This window comes from Desulfonatronum sp. SC1 (assembly GCF_003046795.1).
Taxonomy (GTDB): Bacteria; Desulfobacterota; Desulfovibrionia; order Desulfovibrionales; family Desulfonatronaceae; genus Desulfonatronum.
This window is the reverse complement of the sequence record NZ_PZKN01000010.1, coordinates 1-14,092: the sequence shown is the minus strand read 5'-3', so window position 1 is coordinate 14,092 and position 14,092 is coordinate 1. Positions and strand designations below refer to the sequence as shown.

The following is a 14,092-nucleotide window of genomic DNA, read 5'->3' as shown; positions in this document are numbered from 1 at the left end:
GACCGCCCTACAAAACCCGGCATCCATCCTCCGTGACCAGGATCATGTACTCCCAGCGGACGCCGCCCCAGTCCGGGTAGTACAGGCCTGGCTCCACGCTCACCACCATGCCCGGGGCCAGGAGGGTCTTGGTGTCGTGGGGGCTCAGGCTTGGGCCTTCGTGGGTTTCCAGGCCGATGCCGTGGCCCAGGCCGTGGTTGAAGCGCTCGTCCACGAAGTGGTCCCGAAAGAAGTCCTTGACCAGTTGATAGACGCTGCAAACCGGCACGCCCGGACGAATGGCGGCGATGGCCCGGTTCTGGGCCTCGCGGACCAGGTCCATGGTTCGCTTGAAGGCATCCGAGGGCCGTTCCCCCACCCAGAAGGTCCGGGTCTGGTCCGAGCAATAGTCCCCAAGCCGGGCTCCGGCATCCACCAGCACCAGACAGCCGTCCTGAATCGGAGTGTCGTTGGGAACGGCATGGGGCTGGGCCGCGTTGGCGTTCACGCCCACGATGGTCGGAAAGGCCAGCTCACTTGCCCCGCGCTCCCGGAACAGCTTTTCCATGTCCCAGGCGACTTCCCGTTCCGTGCGCCCTGGGCGCAGCAGATCCGGGACCAGGGCGAAGACCTCGTGGTTGAGTCGGCACGACGCCTCCAGAAGGGCGATTTCTCCGGCATCCTTGACCAGCCGCAGAGGCTCCACCATGTTCGTGGTCGGCATGAAGGCCACTTCCTCGGCCAGTTCTCCGTGGAGATCAACGCTCATGGCCCTGGCCTCGAACCCCAGGGGGCGATGGCCCAGACCGGCCAGGAATTCACGAATCTGTTTAATTTTTGGACTGGTGTAGATGAACAGCCGTTCCTTGGGCCAGACCTTGCCGGCGACGATTTCATAGCGAGGGTCCGTGAGCAGCCAGTCCTCGCCGCTCGCGGCAATCACCAGCATGCCGGCGCTTTCGTTGCACTGCGGGTCGTGGAGTTCGAAGCCGCTGAGGTAGAACCGGTTGGCCGGGCTGGAAACCAGCAGGGCCGGGAGTCCGGCCACCTTGAGCTTTTCACGCAGTTTGTCGCGGCGTTGGGCGTGGATTTCGGGCATGGAGGATGCGGGGGGTTGAAGGTCGGCCGGTGAAAATACGGCGCGGGCGGCGGATACACGTCTCCGGATTCCCTAAACCATTCAAAGTTGCCCTGCAATCCTCAATCCGCTATGGACCGGAAAGCCGTCTCGATTCATCTAAGTCTTCGGGCGACATCACGATAAGGAGAACACAGCACGATGAAAAAAGCACTGATCACCGGCATAACCGGTCAAGACGGGGCCTATCTGGCGGAATTTCTGCTGGAAAAGGGTTACGAAGTCCACGGCGTCAAACGCCGCTCCTCGCTGTTCAACACCCAGCGGGTGGACCACCTCTACCGCGACCCCCACGAGGAGAACGTCCGCTTCCTCATGCATTACGGGGATCTGACCGACGCCACCAACCTGACCCGGATCATTCAGGAGGTCCAGCCGGACGAGGTTTACAATCTGGCGGCCCAGAGCCACGTCAAGGTATCCTTCGAGAGCCCGGAATACACGGCCAACACCGACGCCCTGGGCACCCTGCGAATGCTGGAGGCCATCCGGCTCCTGGGCCTGACGGACAAGACCCGTTTCTACCAGGCCTCCACCTCGGAACTTTACGGCAAGGTCCAGGAAGTGCCCCAGCGCGAAACCACCCCGTTTTATCCCCGCTCCCCTTACGCCGTGGCCAAGCTTTATGCCTTCTGGATCACGGTGAACTACCGGGAGGCCTACAACATTTTCGGCTGCAACGGGATCCTCTTCAACCACGAATCCCCGGTGCGCGGCGAAACCTTTGTCACCCGTAAAATCACCCGTGCCGCGGCCCGAATCGCCCTGGGCCTGGAAAAAGACCTCTTCCTCGGCAACCTCGGCGCGTTGCGGGACTGGGGCCATGCCAAGGATTTCGTCCGCGCCCAGTGGCTGATCCTTCAGCAGGACCAGCCCGAAGACTTCGTGATCGCCACGGGCGAACAGCATTCCGTGCGAGAATTCTGCCAACTGGCTTTCCGGGAAGTGGGCATTGAGCTTCGCTGGGAAGGAGAGGGCCTGAACGAAAAGGGCATCGTCGCCAAATTTGAGCCCTCCCCGGTGATCCAATCCTGCCTGGAACGCATTGGCAAACAGGTCGCCTTTACCGAGGGCGACGTCCTGGTGTCCGTGGACCCCCGCTACTTCCGGCCCACGGAAGTGGAAAGCCTGCTGGGAGACCCGACCAAGGCCCGTGAAAAGCTGGGCTGGACTCTGGAAATCAGCTTTGCGCAAATGGTCACGGAAATGGTCGCCTACGACGTCCGGGAAGCCTCCCGCGAATCCATCTGCCTCCACAGCGGCTTCCCCCTGCCCGGCAGTTGCGAGGCGTTCATGTAGCCGCTTCCTGGCAGCTTTGCCTTGGAAACCATAAGGCCCGACTCCCTCGTTATTTCACGTGAGTCGGGCCTTTTCTTGATGCGTCCGAAGGTGATTCGCCCGCTTCACCGTAGCGGCATTTCCCGGATTATCTTGTTCGCCTTGAGCACCTTTACCCCGTCGCGGTTGATGAGCAGCCCACCGTAAACAGCCTTCACGCTCTTCACTTTCAAGCCATACTTCTCATAAACGCCCTGGGCGTCCCCCGAGCCCTCGATCAGTTCCGAATCGCTGGTATACAGGCGCAGATACTTGCCCCCCGTATACCGTGCCGCCTGGATGGCATGGCGCAGAAGCGCTCCGCCCACGCCCTTGCCCCTGGCTGACGGATGGACCGCGTACCACCCGAGCCAGACGGCCTCGTGGCCGTCCTTGCGCAAACGGTACAGTCCACTGATGCCCAAGGCTTCGCCGCTCTCGTCCACGGCGATCCAGAAAGCCAGCAAATCCGCGCCAAATACCCAGGACAGGAAACGATACGTCCATCCGCTTTTGAGCGTGTAAAGGCGCAGGCTGATCCGTTCCGCGGGACTCTGATGGGGAAAAACCGTGTCGACCAGCGCTCTGGCCTTGGAGATATTCGAATGGTCAACGGGAACAATGCGGTATTTCATTGCAAAAAAACTCTGTTCGTGGCCAAAGTTGAACATGTGGCGGGCGGAATAAGCCGATTTTAGTTGCCGGTGTCCTAGGCACGGTGCTATTGGCGAGTGAGATGTTTTCGTCTCGCCCAGGTAGATTCACAACGGGAGGAGTCATGTCCGAAGCAGGAAAAAGCAAGAACCGTCATACGGTTTTTTTTGGAGATCAAAGCTCCCGATGTTCCGCCGGAGTGCTCGGCGAGACGGAGCAGTCTTCTTCCCCCGACCTGTATTTGGCCGCGGACATTGGCGGAACCAACATTCGGTTCGCGCTGTTCGAGGATCGCGGCGACACCATGCGGCTCCGAAGCGTGGAGCGGATTCCCACGTCCGAGGCGGATTCCTTCAGCGATCTGCTGCGCCTGCTCAAGGACGGTCCTTTGGGCCGAGAACTGTCGCGCTGCCGGGCCGGGGCCCTGGCCGTGGCCGGGGCGGTGCAAGGAGGGGTCCGAGCCGACCCGCCGAACATCCCCTGGGACATCGACATCCGTTCCACGAACCTGTCCGGGCTGCCGGACACGCTGATCCTGCTCAACGACTTCGCGGCCCAGGCCTATGCCTGCAAGACCGCGGCCTTGGACGAGGCCGTCACGATCAATGCCGGTCGCCCGGATCCGCGGGGCATGGTGGGAGTGATCGGCGCGGGGACCGGTCTGGGCCACGGGATGCTGGCCCCGTTGCCCGATGGCGGTTTTCTCGCCCTGCCCTCGGAGGCGGGGCACGTCGCCTTCGCGTTCGTGAACCGGGAGGAAGCGGCCTTTGAAGACTTCGTGCTCCGGGAACTGGGCCTGGAGTATGTTTACGGGGATGTGGTCGTTTCCGGCCAGGGATTGGCCTTGCTGCACCGCTTTCATTTCGGCCAAAGCCTCAGGCCGGAGCAGGCTGCCGCGGCCATGGACGAAACATCGCCCGTGCTGAGCTGGTTTGCCAGATTCTACGGCCGGGCTTGCCGTCACTTTGCGTTGAATATTCTGGCCATCGGCGGAATGGTGGTCACCGGCGGGGTGGCGGCCAAAAATCCCGGCTTGGTGCGCCACCCGGAATTTTTACGCGAATTCACGGCCAACCCCAATTACCGGGCTCTGCTCCAGGCCATCCCGGTCCTCCTGAACACCAATCAGGACAGCGGGTTGTGGGGCGCGGCCCTGGCCGCCAAGCTCGCAACGGGACGGCGACCGGCCTTGAGCGACGCAGCATGAAAGGCGCGGCGACCGCGAGACAGGAAAGACGGTCCCAAGGCAAGAACGGCTCGACGCCGACGAATGATCAGCCCGTCAAGCCAAGGCTTTCGAAACGATACAGGATGTCCGCCTTGGACATGTACCCTTCGTAGCGCAGTACCTCTTTTCCGTCCCGGTCGAAAAAGATCAGGGTCGGCAGGATGCGGACGGTTCCGTAAGCCCGTCCGATGTCCGGATGGCGACCGATGTCAAAAGTGTAGATGCGAAACGCTTCACCATAATCCTGTTTCAACTCCGCCAGAATGGGGACCATCCGTTTGCAGTGAATGCAGTTCTCGGTTTTGAGGTTCACCAGTCGAGGCAGTTCCCCCGGCACGCCGGGCAAGGCCGGCCCCGGGTCGATTTCCGGTCCGGTCAGTTGGGACTGGGTGACGGTGTAGTGCTGAATCAGGCCCACGGAAGCGAACAGGGCCAGGATGACGATGATGATTCCGGCTTTGGTGTAGGAAGTCATAAACGCGACGTGAGGATGGTTGGATGTGAAACGAGTCCGATTGCCGTTACGTGCCGAGAGTTAATCCGCTGTCTTGAGCCCGAGACCGCGAAGCTTTTTATAGAGATAGGTGCGCTCCATGCCGATGGTTTCCGCCAGCCGGGTGACGCTGCCGTTGCAGCTGCTCAGCTTGTCCTCCAGAAACTTGGCCTCGAACTGGGCCCGGGCCGCCTTGAAGTCCACCGGCCAGTCCTCATCCGGGTCAAAAGGTCCGCGGTTGCCCGTGCCGTGGTCCGTGACCAACATCTCCGGCGGCAGCATCTCGGGCAAAATGGTTTGACCGGGATACATGATGCACATCCGCTCCAGAAAGTTTTTCAGCTCACGGACATTGCCCGGCCAGGGATAGCGTTGCAGCGCGGTCATGGTCTCCGGGGGAAAGCGCAGGGCCTTGAAGCCCTGGGTCCGGATCAGGCCGTCCATGAAATCGGCCAGGAGCAACGGAATGTCCGCGACCCGCGACCGTAAGGGCGGAACATACAGCGGAAACACCTTCAGCCGGTAGTAGAGGTCCTCCCGAAACCGCCCGGCGCGAATCTCCTCGGGCAGATCCTTGTTCGTGGCCGCGATCACCCGAACGTCTACCTGGATGGTCTTTCGTCCTCCGACCCGTTCGAAGCGCTGCTCCTGCAGGATGCGCAGAATCTTGGCCTGGGTCTTCAGGCTCATGTCCCCGATTTCGTCCAGGAACAAGGTGCCGCCGTTGGCCAGCTCGAACTTGCCCACCTGAGCCCGGTCCGCGCTGGTGAAGGCCCCCTTTTCATGGCCGAACAGCTCGCTTTCGATCAGTTCTTCGGGAATGGCCGCGCAGTTCACCTCCACCAACGGCTTGTTCACCCTGTGGCTGAGCTGATGCAGAGACCGGGCTACGATTTCCTTGCCCGTGCCGTTCTCGCCGGTGATCAGCACCCAGGCCTCGGTGGGCGCGACCTGGCGAACCTGCTGCTGCAACTGCTGGATCCTGGGCGTCGCCCCGGTCAATTCCTGGACCCGGGTGTCTCGGATTTGGCTGCGCAGGACCATGTTTTCCTGGCGCAGCTCCTTGAATTCCACGGCCTTGGCCGTGGTCACCAGCACCTTTTCCAGGGAGAGGGGCTTTTCGATGAAGTCGAAAGCGCCTTTCTTGATGGCCATGACCGCAGTTTCGATGTTGCCGTGGCCCGAAATCATGATCATCGGCAAGTGCGGAGATATCCCGCGAACCCGGTCCAGCACCTCCAGGCCGTCCATGCCAGGCAGCCAGATGTCCAGGAAGCACAGGTCCGGATCCACCTCGGCCAACACGTCCAGACCCTGCTCGCCGCTGGCGGCCTCCCGGACCTCATGGCCTTCGTCCTCCAGGATGCCCCGTAGCGTGGTGCGAATGTCCTCTTCGTCGTCAACTATGACGATCTGGGCCATGGCCGTCCTCGTGGATTGAAAAATGAATCGGAATAACCATTACGGACAGTAGCCTTCCTTGCGGGCGAACTCCAGGGTCGTGCAGCGACCCAAGACGCAGGCCGCCCGTAAATCGTCGCACCCCTGGGTCAGTTGACCGAGTTGCAGGAAAACCATTCCGCGGTTGTTCAGGGCCCCGTAATTGTCCGGGTCCAGGCGGATCACCCGGGTGTAGTCGTCGATGGCCTGGGAAAATTTCTCCAGTTCTTGATAAGCCAGACCGCGGCCCAAAAGGGCCTGGAGATGATCGGGGTCCAGATTCAGGGTCTGGGTAAAGTCGACCACGGCCCGCTGATGATCGGCAGCCAAAGCGTACAGCGAGGCTCGATGAAAGTGAATCAGCGCATTCTCAGGGGCCAAACGCAAGGCGGCGTTGAAATCCTCCAGGGCGGAACGCAGGTCACCCTGAGCGCCGTAGGTCAGTCCTCGCTCCATGTAGGCCGGAGCCGTGGGCTCCAGGTGAATGGCCCGCGTCAAATCGGCCAGGGCCGGGTCCAGCCGCCCCAGTTCCCGCAGGCTCTTTCCTCGCCCGAAAAGGGCTTCGACGGACTCCGGTGCCTGCGATGCGGCCACGTCGAAATCGACCAGGGCCTGCTGGTGATTGTTCCGCTCCAGATACATCCGGCCCCGGTACAAGCGGCCTTCCAGATGGTTCGGCGAGGTCCGCAGCAATCGGCTCAGATCCTCCAGGGCACGGCTGAGGTCTCCGGACTCCAGACGAGCCCGGGCCAGGCCGAACAAAGCCCGTTCATTCTCCGGGGCCAACTGGACCGCCCGTTCGTGATCCGCCATGGATCTGGCCCAGTTGCCCATCCGGGCGTAGGCTTCGCCGCGCAGCACCAAGGCGGTGAGATCGTCCGGGGTCAAGCGCAAGGTTTGATCCAAGTCCATGATGGCCCGCGGGAAGGATCGGTTGGCTATGTGCCGCTGAGCCCGGGCGATGTACAGCATGGCGTTGCGCGGATCATCGCTGATGGCCTGGTCCAACTCGCCCAGAGTCATGTTCGCGGCCGCGTCCGGAGTGACCGCGCAAGCCCGTTCCACGACCGGCGAGACCGCCAGCAGGACGAGGCAGGCCGCCAGGACAAGAAAGAGGAGGCGAAAAGGAAGATGAAAAACGAGTAACGCGGATGTACCGTGATGCATGGGAAACTCATCAAGGAGCGTTTCCGAAGGTTCGACAAAATGGGAATTTGCCGCAGCAAGAGGAAAAATGCAAATCCGAGCCACGGTATGGTTCACGGTGCCGAATTATATGGTTGACATTGTTTCGGTCACCCGGATTGAACGTGATGGGTGCCGTTGTGCCGTAGGGGCACACCTGTGTGTGCGCCCCTTGTGGGTTGAGGCGACGTCTCGAATGGACAAAATTCACACGATTAAGCGGCTAAACGTTGCAAACGAAACCATCAAGCCAGCGGGATCGTCCATCCGCAAGGGCGGACACACAAGTCCGCTCCTACCGCACCAAAACTCCTTCCGGCGGCGTGAATTTGAACAGCGCGGGGTCCAGGTCAGGATCGAGGCGCAGGTCTTGGAGTGCGATCTTGTTGGTGTTGCCGTAGAAATCCACGGCCAGGACCTGTTGGAGCAAAAAGGTTTCCGGGTCGACCCACATTGTCGCCTCCACCAGGCTTGGCTCGGGAACCCTTGGCCGGAGACGGATCACCAAGTCGGCTGTATCCTCGGCCAGGTCCACCTCGGTCAGAAAATCCTCGTCCAGCCGGGCCTGCCCGGAGAGAATCTTTAGTACCGTGGCCGAACCGAGCACGTCCTCCACCGCATAGCGATACGCGATGTGCTCATCTTCGAAATAGTTCCAGACCACTTCTGGCCCGACGATGAGCAGTTCCGGTTCCGGGCTGATGGTTTCCCAGCGGATCAGCCCGGGGTGGCGGAAGTACAGGATTCCCCGGCGCTCCTCACTTTCCCGGCTGGCGGCAACCGTCAGTTCCTGGGTGAACTCGGCCTGAAACGATTGGATGGATTCGTACTGGCGCTGAATTTTTCCAACGATCCCTTCCTCCGCTTGGGCCGCCAGGGCCGCGCCCGTCGCGCCCCAAAAAATGGCCGCCAGTCCGACAACCCCTACGAAAGCTCGAAAAATATGGCCCATGACTCTCTCCTCTGAAGACCGACATTCGCTCCGAGCCTGAAGCCTCGTCACTTCATCTCACTCAGAAAAACCACGTCCTCTCCATCCTGCTCCCTGACGAACACGTCCACTTGTTCCTGCTGGGAGGTGTTCACCTTTTTCCCGACATAATCCGCGTGGATGGGCAGTTCCCGGTGACCACGGTCCACCAGGACCAGCAGTTCCACCCGTTTCGGACGTCCGTAGTCCAAAATGGCTTCCAGGGCCGCGCGAATGGTCCGCCCCGTGAACAGGACATCGTCCACCAGGATGATTTCCCGGTCGTCCACGGAAAAAGGAATCCACGTTTTGTGAATTTGGGGTTGGCCGTCCAGATTGGTCCAGTCGTCGCGGTACAGGTTGATGTCCAGACTGCCAAAGGGAATTTCCCGTCCAAAGCGCTGCTCCAGGACGGATTTCAAACGCTTGGCCAGCTCCACCCCGCGGCGCTGGATGCCCACCAGAGCCAGGGATGTTCCCTCTCCGTGGCGCTCGATGACCTCGTAGGCCAAGCGTTCCATGGTCCTTCGAATTTCCTCGGCGTGCAGCAATGTCTTCTTTTCCACCTGCGCGCCTCCAACTGGTGTCGTCATGACAAGCCTCCTTCACCGTCCGACTCGCCCTTCAATCCGGGCAAGCGGCTTTGGTCCATATTCATCGAGCTGAGTGTTAAAAAAGTCTTTATCTTGCAGTTCGTTCAAAAATCCCAAGTGCAAGGAGCAAAAAAGTGCAAATTCGAAGCGTATTTAGTGATACGTGAGAGTTTGAACTATTTGCGGCGACGCAGAAATTGGGAATTTTCCAACGGACTGCTAAAATTCGGTCCATTCATACCCACAGGCCTCAGCAACAGCCTTGTAGACCACCTTTCCGCGGACCACGTTCAAGCCCTGACGCAGGGCCGGATCTTCCTGGCAGGCCTGGGGCCAGCCCTTGTCCGCCAGTTGCAGGGCGTAGCGCAGGGTGGCGTTGGTCAGGGACTCCGAGGCCGTGCGCGGATAAGCCCCGGGCATGTTGGCCACGCAGTACAGATTGACGCCGTTGCCCACCTGAAAGCAAGGGTCCCCGTGGGTAGTGGGCCGGGACAATTCCGTGGAACCGCCCTGATCGATGGCGATGTCCATGATCACCGAGCCGGGCCTCATGGCCTCGATGATCGGCCTCGTGACCAGCTTGGGCGCGGAAGCGCCTGGGATGAGCACGCAACTGATGACCACGTCAGCCTTGACCACCTGGTCCTCGATGTTCAGAGCGTTTGAAAACAGGGTTTTGATCTTCTGGTCCAGGTGATGGTACAGTCTATATAATTTAGACATGTCCACGTCCAGGACCAGCACGTCCGCGCCCAGGCCCACGGCCATCTGGGCCGCGCCCGCGCCGGAAATGCCCGCGCCGATAATCACCACCCGGGCCGGCAGGGTGCCGGTGACCCCGCCCAGGAACACCCCGCCGCCGCCGTTATGGTGGCAGAGCATTTCCGTGGCCTTGGTCACGGACATCCGCCCGGCGATTTCGGACATGGGTGCCAAAAGCGGCAGGCTTTTATCCGGCAGCTGTACGGTTTCATAGGCAATGGCCACGCACCCGGACTGGAGCAGGGCGTCGGTCAACGGCTTGTCCGCCGCCAGGTGCAGATAGGTGAACAGCGTCAGGTCTTCGCGCAGATACTTGTATTCCCGGCTGAGCGGCTCCTTGACCTTGATCACCAGTTCCTGGCTCCAGGCCTCTTCCGCGGTCCCGATCCGCGCCCCTTGGGAGACGTAGACGTCGTCCAGGGCCCCGCAGCCGTCTCCGGCCCCGGACTCCACGACCACTTCATGCCCGTGCTCCACCAGGGCCTTGACCCCGGACGGAAACAAGCCCACCCGGCGCTCCTGCGCCTTGATCTCCTTCGGCACTCCAATCCGCATTTGGTTTCTCCTTGCAAGATGGCGTCCAATGTATCGACGATCGGCCCCAAAAGCCGGTTCACAACACCGGAAAAAAATCGTACCGTAAGAATCCGACGCCCCGCCACCATCAACCCCGGAAGCGCCATGAACACTCCCCAGCCCAACGTCGAAGCACGGCCCCCGAGTCAGCCCGAAGCCCGCCGCAAATCCGAATACGCCGTCCAAGGCATGACCTGCGCGGCCTGCGTCCGCCGCGTGGAAAACGCCGCCTCCGAACTGGAAGGGATTCGCTCCGTTTCCGTGAACCTGGCCACCGAGACCATGTCCGTGGAGTGGGACCCGGACGCTTCGGGCTCCGAGGACCGTGAGGACAGCCTGCTGCAGACCGTCCGGGATGCGGGATACGACCTGCGCACCTATGACGAGACCGAAACGACCGCCGATCACTCAGGCGGTCATGTGGAACTAGGCATACGGGGCATGACCTGCGCGGCCTGCGTCCGCCGCGTGGAGCAGGCCATTGCCGGGTTGGAGGGCGTGGATTCGGCCGAAGTCAATCTCGCATCTGAAACGGCTCAGGTACGCTTCCAACCGGAAAAGGTCAATCTTCCAGCCATTCTGGAGGCCGTCCGCGACGCGGGGTACGAGGCCTTTGCCCAAGGTTCTGGACGGGACTCCGGGCAGGGAGGGCCGCGGGAATCGCTGATGGACGCGCAGCGCCGGGAAATGCTCAACCGGCTGGCCGTCCTGCGCTCCAAACTGATCCTGGCCATGGCCTTCGCCGTTCCGATCTTCATCGTGTCCATGGGCGAAATGGTCGGCCTGCCCATGCCGGGGTTGCTCAGCCCGCACCATTCCCCGCTGACCTTCGCCCTGGCCCAGTTCCTGCTCACCCTGCCCGTGGTCTGGGCCGGTCGGGAATTTTACCTGCGCGGCTTTCCCAACCTCTGGAAGCGGGTTCCGAACATGGACTCCCTGATCGCCGTGGGCACCGGCGCGGCGGTGGTCTACAGCACCTGGAATCTTCTGGAAATCGCCCTGGGACACGACCCCATGGCCAGGGCCATGGACCTGTATTTCGAGTCCGCGGCCGTGATCATCGCCCTGGTCATGTTGGGCAAGTACCTGGAAACCCGCTCCAAGGTGCGCACCTCGGACGCCATCCGCCAGCTCATGGCCCTGACGCCGAGCACGGCCACCCGGGTCCGTGACGGCCGGCGGGAAAGCATTCCCGTGGAACGGATCCAGCCCCGGGACCTGCTCCTGGTCAAGCCTGGGGAGCGCATTCCCGTGGACGGCAAGCTCACCGAGGGCCAGACCAGCGTGGACGAGTCCATGCTCACCGGGGAAAGCCTGCCCGTGTCCAAAAAAGAGGGCGATGCGTTGATCGGCGGCACCCTGAACGCCCACGGCTCCATCTACATGGTCGCCGAACGGGTCGGCCGGGACACGGTCCTGGCCAGGATCATCCGCCTGGTCCAGGAAGCCCAGGGTTCCAAGGCCCCCATCGCCAGCATGGTCGACCGCATCAGCCTGTACTTCGTGCCCATCGTGATCTGCGTAGCCGTACTCTCCGGCCTGGGCTGGTATTTCCTGGCCGGAGAACCCTTCACCTTTGCCCTGCGGATCTTCATCGCGGTGCTGGTCATCGCCTGCCCCTGCGCCATGGGGCTGGCCACGCCCACGGCGATAATGGTCGGCACCGGACGTGGCGCGCAGCTCGGCGTGCTGATCAAGGGAGGAGAAGCCCTGGAAATGGCCCGCAGCGTGCGGACCGTGGTCCTGGACAAGACCGGCACTCTCACCGAAGGCCGTCCGGCCGTGACCGATGTCTTTACCCTTTCCGGCCAGGCCTTGTCCGATAAAGAGCTGCTGCGTCTGGCTGCCGGTGCCGAAGCCCGCTCCGAACACCCCCTGGCCGCGGCCATTGTCCAGTCGGCCCGGGAGCGCGGACTGGAAGAACCCCGAGCCGAGGACTTCGCCTACATTCCCGGACAGGGCATCCGGGCCCGGGTGGAAGGCCGCGTTTTGCTTCTGGGCAACAGTCGGCTCCTGGAAGCCGAAGGGGTTCACGGCAGGGACTCTGAACAGCTTCAGGAAATGCGCGACAAATTGGCCGGAGAGGGCAAGACCCCCCTGCTCATGGCCGTGGACGGCGAAGCGGCCGGGGTCCTGGCCGTGGCCGACCGGATCAAGCCCGAGGCCAAAGAAGTGGTCGCCAAACTGAAGAGCATGGGCCTACGGGTGATCATGCTAACCGGCGACAACCTGCGCACGGCCCAGGCCGTGGCGGCCCAGGCCGGAATCGACGATGTCCGGGCCGAGGTCTTGCCGGAGAACAAGGCTGAAACCGTGGCCGAACTGCAGAAACAGGGAATCAAGGTGGCCATGGTCGGCGACGGGATCAACGACGCCCCGGCCCTGGCCAAGGCCGACCTGGGCATCGCCATGGGCACGGGCATCGACGTGGCCATGGAATCCGGGGACATGGTCCTGATGAGCGGCAATCTGCACGGCCTGACCACCGCCTTGACCCTCAGCCGGGCCGTTGTCCGGAACATCAAGCAGAACCTGTTCTGGGCCTTCGCCTACAACGTCATGGGCATCCCCATCGCCGCCGGCCTGCTCTACGCCTTCGGCGGCCCGACCCTCAGCCCGATGATCGCCGGAGGGGCCATGGCCATGAGTTCGGTTTCCGTGGTCACCAACGCTCTGCGTCTGCGCCTTTTTCAACCTTCCTGATCCCGACCGCGACGTCTGGAATTTGACAAAACGAGTCCGCGTATTTAAATATACTCGACTTGACGAACTATTTCACTTGGAGGTTACAATGTTTGAATTGACACCGTCCGCGAAGCAGCAACTGGACAGCTATTTTCAGGGCAAGGACAGCTCGCCGATCCGCGTGTACATGGCCCCCGGCTGAGGCGGTCCGAAGCTTGCTCTTGCTCTGGATGAGCAGAGGGATTCCGACAGCGTGCACGCGATCGAAGGCTACACATTTGTCGTCGATCAGGATCTGATCAAAAATGCCGAAGGCATTAAGGTCGACATGACCCCCTATGGGTTCGCCGTCAGCTCGACCGTGAACCTGGGCGGCGGAGGTGGCGGAGGTTGCTCAGGCACTTGTTCTTCCTGCTAGCCGCGCCTTCAGGCCGAACGGCCTCGGCAACGACTCACGACAACGCGGGTGGAACCGGAAGGTTCCACCCGCGTTCATTTTATATCCCACGACGCATTGGCGTCTTCATCGAAATCGTGATCGAAATCGAACGTCACATCCAAGTAGACGCCATAAACACGTTGTGGTGCAGATGCACATTGTTTTCCGATTTCGATTTCAATTTCGATACCGATCCAGAGCTACTGCGGTTCGAGAACATAAGTGCCCTGGGGCCGCCCATTCACTTCCTTGACAGCGGCGTGTCCAGTCCATAGATTATTTTGTTTTTTACATCTTTATTTCACGGAAAGGAGAGCAATTCATGGCTTACGATATCCGATTGGTAAAGCTGATCACCGGTGACATGGCCCTTGGAAAATGGGAAGAAAGCGAACACAAAATCAAGGACATCGCCGTCATCCAGACCATGCCCACCCAGAGCGGGGGCGTCCAGATGATGCTCCTGCCCTTCGGCTACCCTTTTGAGAACGAGATCACCGGCGAAATTTCCCTGGATCACGTCATATACGTCTACAAAACCTTCCCGGACGAACTGAAGACCAAATACATGGAAGCCAGCAGCAACCTGACCCTGTCTTCTCCCGGGGACCTGCAGCGCCTGAAGAACATGGG

At 61.3% G+C, this 14,092-nt stretch carries 13 protein-coding genes; 5 read left to right on the top strand and 8 right to left on the bottom strand.

Going from position 1 to position 14,092, the window contains the following annotated elements:
* Window positions 1-7: 7 nt before the first annotated feature.
* The gene (locus C6366_RS07130) at window positions 8-1,078 is read right to left on the bottom strand and encodes a Xaa-Pro peptidase family protein (protein WP_107736641.1); all 1,071 of its coding nucleotides are present in this window, start codon (window positions 1,076-1,078) and stop codon (window positions 8-10) included.
* 180 nt (window positions 1,079-1,258) lie between these two features.
* On the opposite strand from C6366_RS07130, the gene gmd reads away from it, so the two are divergent.
* Complete coding sequence (gene gmd, locus C6366_RS07125) at window positions 1,259-2,416, top strand: GDP-mannose 4,6-dehydratase (RefSeq protein ID WP_107736640.1); 1,158 nt, start codon at window positions 1,259-1,261, stop codon at window positions 2,414-2,416.
* Window positions 2,417-2,520: 104 nt separating this feature from the next.
* Here gmd and C6366_RS07120 read toward each other — a convergent pair whose 3' ends face one another.
* Window positions 2,521-3,069: a GNAT family N-acetyltransferase gene (locus tag C6366_RS07120; protein ID WP_158269681.1), complete on the bottom strand. Its 549-nt coding sequence runs from the start codon at window positions 3,067-3,069 to the stop codon at window positions 2,521-2,523.
* Window positions 3,070-3,212: 143 nt separating this feature from the next.
* Here C6366_RS07120 and C6366_RS07115 point away from each other — a divergent pair, with 143 nt between their 5' ends.
* The gene (locus C6366_RS07115) at window positions 3,213-4,295 is read left to right on the top strand and encodes a glucokinase (RefSeq protein ID WP_107736638.1); all 1,083 of its coding nucleotides are present in this window, start codon (window positions 3,213-3,215) and stop codon (window positions 4,293-4,295) included.
* A 67-nt stretch (window positions 4,296-4,362) separates the two neighbouring features.
* Here the strand turns inward: C6366_RS07115 and C6366_RS07110 are convergent, their stop codons facing one another.
* The 6 genes from C6366_RS07110 to ald all read right to left on the bottom strand — a co-directional run bounded on the left by C6366_RS07110 (window position 4,363) and on the right by ald (window position 10,314).
* Entirely contained in the window at window positions 4,363-4,791 is a 429-nt protein-coding gene (locus C6366_RS07110; RefSeq protein ID WP_107736637.1) for a co-chaperone YbbN, read from the bottom strand.
* 60 nt (window positions 4,792-4,851) lie between these two features.
* On the bottom strand, window positions 4,852-6,231 hold the full coding sequence (locus C6366_RS07105) for a sigma-54 dependent transcriptional regulator (protein ID WP_107736636.1): 1,380 nt from the start codon (window positions 6,229-6,231) through the stop codon (window positions 4,852-4,854).
* 39 nt (window positions 6,232-6,270) lie between these two features.
* On the bottom strand, window positions 6,271-7,416 hold the full coding sequence (locus C6366_RS07100; RefSeq protein ID WP_107736635.1) for a lipopolysaccharide assembly protein LapB: 1,146 nt from the start codon (window positions 7,414-7,416) through the stop codon (window positions 6,271-6,273).
* 313 nt (window positions 7,417-7,729) lie between these two features.
* Complete coding sequence (locus C6366_RS07095; protein WP_107736634.1) at window positions 7,730-8,386, bottom strand: outer-membrane lipoprotein carrier protein LolA; 657 nt, start codon at window positions 8,384-8,386, stop codon at window positions 7,730-7,732.
* Window positions 8,387-8,433: 47 nt separating this feature from the next.
* Window positions 8,434-8,997, bottom strand: coding sequence for a bifunctional pyr operon transcriptional regulator/uracil phosphoribosyltransferase PyrR (gene pyrR, locus C6366_RS07090; protein ID WP_199221455.1), 564 nt, complete (start codon window positions 8,995-8,997; stop codon window positions 8,434-8,436).
* 219 nt (window positions 8,998-9,216) lie between these two features.
* Entirely contained in the window at window positions 9,217-10,314 is a 1,098-nt protein-coding gene (ald, locus tag C6366_RS07085) for an alanine dehydrogenase (RefSeq protein ID WP_107736633.1), read from the bottom strand.
* 126 nt (window positions 10,315-10,440) lie between these two features.
* Here ald and C6366_RS07080 point away from each other — a divergent pair, with 126 nt between their 5' ends.
* The 3 genes from C6366_RS07080 to C6366_RS07075 form a co-directional block, all read left to right on the top strand.
* Complete coding sequence (locus tag C6366_RS07080) at window positions 10,441-13,038, top strand: heavy metal translocating P-type ATPase (protein WP_107736632.1); 2,598 nt, start codon at window positions 10,441-10,443, stop codon at window positions 13,036-13,038.
* A gap of 88 nt (window positions 13,039-13,126) precedes the next feature.
* Complete coding sequence (locus tag C6366_RS20005; RefSeq protein ID WP_199221454.1) at window positions 13,127-13,438, top strand: IscA/HesB family protein; 312 nt, start codon at window positions 13,127-13,129, stop codon at window positions 13,436-13,438.
* A 343-nt stretch (window positions 13,439-13,781) separates the two neighbouring features.
* On the top strand, window positions 13,782-14,092 hold a 311-nt coding region (locus C6366_RS07075; RefSeq protein ID WP_107736631.1), incomplete at its 3' end, for a hypothetical protein.

Bases quoted from the DNA above. Each gene is read 5' to 3' on its own strand.
- C6366_RS07130 (WP_107736641.1), bottom strand. From the start codon at position 1,078: ATGCCCGAAATCCACGCCCAACGCCGCGACAAACTGCGTGAAAAGCTC.
- gmd (WP_107736640.1), top strand. From the start codon at position 1,259: ATGAAAAAAGCACTGATCACCGGCATAACCGGTCAAGACGGGGCCTAT.
- C6366_RS07120 (WP_158269681.1), bottom strand. From the start codon at position 3,069: ATGAAATACCGCATTGTTCCCGTTGACCATTCGAATATCTCCAAGGCC.
- C6366_RS07115 (WP_107736638.1), top strand. From the start codon at position 3,213: ATGTCCGAAGCAGGAAAAAGCAAGAACCGTCATACGGTTTTTTTTGGA.
- C6366_RS07110 (WP_107736637.1), bottom strand. From the start codon at position 4,791: ATGACTTCCTACACCAAAGCCGGAATCATCATCGTCATCCTGGCCCTG.
- C6366_RS07105 (WP_107736636.1), bottom strand. From the start codon at position 6,231: ATGGCCCAGATCGTCATAGTTGACGACGAAGAGGACATTCGCACCACG.
- C6366_RS07100 (WP_107736635.1), bottom strand. From the start codon at position 7,416: ATGCATCACGGTACATCCGCGTTACTCGTTTTTCATCTTCCTTTTCGC.
- C6366_RS07095 (WP_107736634.1), bottom strand. From the start codon at position 8,386: ATGGGCCATATTTTTCGAGCTTTCGTAGGGGTTGTCGGACTGGCGGCC.
- pyrR (WP_199221455.1), bottom strand. From the start codon at position 8,997: ATGACGACACCAGTTGGAGGCGCGCAGGTGGAAAAGAAGACATTGCTG.
- ald (WP_107736633.1), bottom strand. From the start codon at position 10,314: ATGCGGATTGGAGTGCCGAAGGAGATCAAGGCGCAGGAGCGCCGGGTG.
- C6366_RS07080 (WP_107736632.1), top strand. From the start codon at position 10,441: ATGAACACTCCCCAGCCCAACGTCGAAGCACGGCCCCCGAGTCAGCCC.